General features: G+C 66.3%; 3 protein-coding genes. All 3 read left to right on the forward strand.

The genetic code is table 11. The annotated features are described in order from the left end of the window. Positions 1–379, forward strand: a 379-nt coding sequence (gene rplS / locus VF662_RS06160) for a 50S ribosomal protein L19 (protein WP_464138919.1), incomplete at its 5' end; no start/stop codon positions are given. A gap of 109 nt (positions 380–488) precedes the next feature. Then, positions 489–2723 carry a S9 family peptidase gene (locus VF662_RS06165; protein WP_464138920.1) on the forward strand — a complete coding sequence of 745 codons (2235 nt, stop codon included), beginning with the start codon at positions 489–491 and terminating at the stop codon, positions 2721–2723. A 64-nt stretch (positions 2724–2787) separates the two neighbouring features. Beyond that, positions 2788–3251, forward strand: a 464-nt coding sequence (locus tag VF662_RS06170; protein ID WP_464138921.1) for an aspartate-semialdehyde dehydrogenase, incomplete at its 3' end; no start/stop codon positions are given.

The following is a 3251-nucleotide window of genomic DNA, read 5'->3' on the forward strand; positions in this document are numbered from 1 at the left end:
GACCAAGGCCATTCCGGAGTTCCGCCCCGGCGACACGCTCCGCGTCGGCGTCCGCGTCGTCGAAGGCGACCGCACCCGCGTCCAGAATTTCGAAGGCGTCTGCATCGCCCGCGCCAATCGCGGCCTCGGCAGCTCCTTCACGGTTCGCAAGATAAGCTTCGGCGAGGGTGTCGAGCGCGTCTTCCCACTCTACAGCCCGAACATCGATTCGATCGAAGTCGTCCGCCGCGGCGCCGTCCGCCGTGCGAAGCTCTACTACCTGCGGGGCCGCACCGGCAAGGCCGCCCGCATCGCCGAGCGGCGCGACACCCGCCAAGGCCCGGAGAGCAAGGCTGCCGCTCCGACCGCCACTCCGGCCACGGAAAACGCCGAGGGCTGATCGGACGCTTTCGCAAAAGAAAGGGGCGCGGACGGCATATCGTCCGCGCCCTTTTTTTGGTGCCGAAGCTGCACTTCCGAAGCTGCGTTCCGGCGGCTAAGGAGCGATCATGAAGCCGCTCCTCCTCGCATTCGCCGCCGCCGCACTCACAGTGCCAGCGCTCCCCGCCGCCGCGCAGCAGCGCCTCACCATCGAACGGATTTTCGCGAGCCCATCGCTCACCGGTCTTGCTCCCCGGGCGCTGAAGCTCTCGCCGGACGGGAAGCTGGTGACCTTGCTCCGCAACCGGCCGGACGACCGGCAGCGCTACGATCTGTGGGCGATCGACACCGCGACCGGCTCCTCGCGGATGCTGGTCGATTCGAAGAAGCTCGGCTCAGGCGCTGCCCTGTCAGAGGCTGAGAAGATGCAGCGGGAACGCGCCCGCATCGGCTCCCTTACCGGCATCGTCTCATACTCATGGGCGCCGGACGGTCGGCATATCCTGGTGCCGTTGGAGGGCGACCTTTACCTTGCCGACCTGAACGGCGGCGTGCAGCGGCTCACCAACACGCCGGACAGCGAGCTTGACGCCACCGTCAGTGAAAGCGGCCGCTACGTCTCTTTCGTGAAGGACCAGAACCTGCACGTGATCGCGCTTCCCACCGGCGGGGACCGAGCGCTCACCAGCGGCGGCGGCGGTCCGATCAGCTGGGGCGTCGCCGAATTCATCTCCCAGGAAGAGATGGGTCGCAGCCGCGGACATTGGTGGGCCCCCAACGACCGGCGGATCGCCGTCGCGCGGGTCGATGAAAGCAAGGTGGAAGTCGCCACGCGCGCCTCTATTGGGGCGGAAAAGACGACGACCTTCGAGCAGCGTTACCCGCGCGCCGGCACGCCCAACGCAGCCGTCGACCTCTATTTGATGGATCCGGACGGCACCGGTCACGTGAAGGCCGATCTCGGGGACAACCCCGATGTCTATCTCGCGCGGGTCGATTGGATGCCCGACGGCAGCGCATTGCTCGTCCAGCGCCAGAGCCGCGACCAGAAACGGCTGGACGTGCTTCGGGTCGATGCAGCCACCGGCAAATCGACTTTGCTCTTCACGGAGCGCTCGCCGACCTGGATCAACCTTCACAACGACCTGCGGGTGTTGAGCGACGGAAGCCTGATCTGGACATCGGAGCGAAGCGGCTTCCAGCACCTCTACCGCTGGAACAAGGGCAAGCTGGCGCAGCTCACCAGCGGCGACTGGGCGACAGACGGCCTCGTCGGCGTCGACCAGCAGGCGGGCAAGCTCTTCTTCACGGGTTTCATGGACGATACGACCGAGCGGCACCTCTATTCGCTCAACTACCGCCGCAAGGGCGCGAAGCCCGTGCGGCTGACCGTTCCCGGCACCAGCAACAGCGCAGTGATGGATGCGGCTGGGCACCATGCGCTCATCACGTCCTCCTCGCCCGCGCAGCCGAGCCAGGTCTACCTCGCTAACGCGTTGGGACAGCGGCTCGCCTGGATCGAGCAGAACGCCGTCACCGGCGAACACCCTTGGGCACCCTATGCCGCCGCAGCCGCGCAGCCGCCGCGCTACGGCAAGCTCAAGGCGGCGGACGGGAAGACGGACCTCGATTATTCCATCTTGCTGCCGCCCGGGCTCAGGCCAGGCCAGCGGGCGCCGGTCTTCTTCAACGTTTATGGCGGCCCCACCGCCCGCGACGTCGAGAAAGGTTTCGTAAAGCCGATCGACCAGTATCTGGCGCAGCAGGGCTGGATCGTTTTCGAAGTCGCCAACCGGGGCGAGGAGGGCAGAGGCACGGCCTTTCAGAAGCCCGCTTACCGCGCGCTGGGGGGAGTCGAAGTCGAGGACCAGCTCGCCGCGCTCAAATGGCTCAAGGCGCAGCCTTTCGTCGATCCGGAGCGGGTGGGCGTGTTCGGCTGGTCCTATGGCGGATATATGGTCTTGAAGCTGCTCGAAGCCGCTCCACACGCCTTTGCAGCCGGCGTCTCCGGCGCCCCCGTCACCCGCTGGGAACTCTACGATACCCATTATACCGAACGCTATATGGGCAATCCGGCCACCGACCCAGAGCCCTACCGCAAGGCAAGCGCGCTGGAAGACGCGGCCAGGATCGCCGACCCGTTGCTCCTCATCCACGGCATGGCCGACGACAACGTGCTGTTCCAGAACACGACCGAGATGATGGCGCGGCTCCAGGCGGCCAACCGGCCGTTCGAGGTGATGACCTATCCGGGCGAGACCCACAGCGCCGTCGGCGGCCGGGTCGCGCCGCATGTCTGGTCGACCATCGAACGCTTCATGAACCGAGAGGTGAAGAACAAGGGCGCCGGCGCCGCCCGCTAAGGCGGCTCCGTTGGACAATCGCCCGCGAAGCCCTACATCGCGCCCTTAGCGAGGAGCGGTTCGAATGGGTTATCGGGTGGTTGTCGTCGGCGCGACCGGCAATGTCGGGCGCGAGATCCTGAACATCCTGGCGGAGCGGGAATTCCCAGCCGACGAGGTGGCCGCGGTCGCTTCGCCCAAGTCTACCGGCGACGAGATCGACTTCGGCGATTCCGGCCGCACATTCCGCGTCAAGAACATCGAGCATTTCGATTTCGCCGGCTGGGACATGGCATTGTTCGCCGCCGGCTCGGAAGTATCGAAGGTCTACGCGCCCCGGGCTGCGGCCGCCGGCTGCACCGTCATCGACAACAGCTCCCTCTACCGCATGGACCCCGACGTTCCGCTGATCGTGCCCGAGGTGAACCCCGAGGCGATCGCCGGCTATCGGCGCAAGAACATCATCGCCAACCCCAATTGCTCGACGGCCCAGATGGTCGTGGCGCTGAAGCCGCTCCACGATTTCGCGCGGATCAAGCGGGTGGTGGT

The organism is Allosphingosinicella sp., from assembly GCF_036387215.1.
In the GTDB taxonomy this organism is placed as follows: Bacteria; Pseudomonadota; Alphaproteobacteria; order Sphingomonadales; family Sphingomonadaceae; genus Allosphingosinicella.

Bases quoted from the DNA above. Each gene is read 5' to 3' on its own strand.
- VF662_RS06165 (WP_464138920.1), top strand. From the start codon at position 489: ATGAAGCCGCTCCTCCTCGCATTCGCCGCCGCCGCACTCACAGTGCCA.